The sequence below is a fragment of the Asticcacaulis sp. AC466 genome (genome assembly GCF_000495815.1).
Classification (GTDB): Bacteria; Pseudomonadota; Alphaproteobacteria; order Caulobacterales; family Caulobacteraceae; genus Asticcacaulis.
This window is the reverse complement of the sequence record NZ_AWGE01000058.1, coordinates 1-479: the sequence shown is the minus strand read 5'-3', so window position 1 is coordinate 479 and position 479 is coordinate 1. Positions and strand designations below refer to the sequence as shown.

Below are 479 nucleotides of genomic sequence, written 5' to 3'. Positions count from 1 at the left end.
CCGTCACGTCAAAGGCCAAGGGCTTTCCGCAACCGTTTGTTACGACATGGATTTTAGTCGTTCGGCCACCACGTGAGCGACCGATGGCCTGGTTGCCCGCCCCCCTTTTCCGCCGGCGGCCGAGCGGTGCGCCTTGGCGGTGGTAGAATCGATCATATGCTCATCATCAGGAAAGGCTTTGACCAAAGCCTCCAGCATTTTGTGCCAGATGCGCCGCCCCGACCAACGGTGAAACCGGTTATAGATTGTCGTCGGCGGACCGTAGGCAGACGGACAATCCTGCCATCGGCATCCGGATTTTAGAACGTGAATGATGCCGCTGATAATCCGACGATCATCATCGCGCCGGGCACCGGAATAGACCTTTGGCAACACAGGCTCGATTGCCGACCATTGCGCGTCAGTAAGCCAAAACTCATGAGCCATCGTTTTTCTCCTCGAACAAAACGATGAGAATCAATGTTCTCACATTAAATCAA

General features: G+C 54.7%; 1 protein-coding gene. It reads right to left on the bottom strand.

Annotation, left to right across the window (positions count from 1 at the left end):
* Positions 1-39: 39 nt before the first annotated feature.
* Positions 40-426 carry an IS5 family transposase gene (locus tag AEAC466_RS43480; RefSeq protein ID WP_023460309.1) on the bottom strand — a complete coding sequence of 129 codons (387 nt, stop codon included), beginning with the start codon at positions 424-426 and terminating at the stop codon, positions 40-42.
* Positions 427-479: the final 53 nt, after the last annotated feature.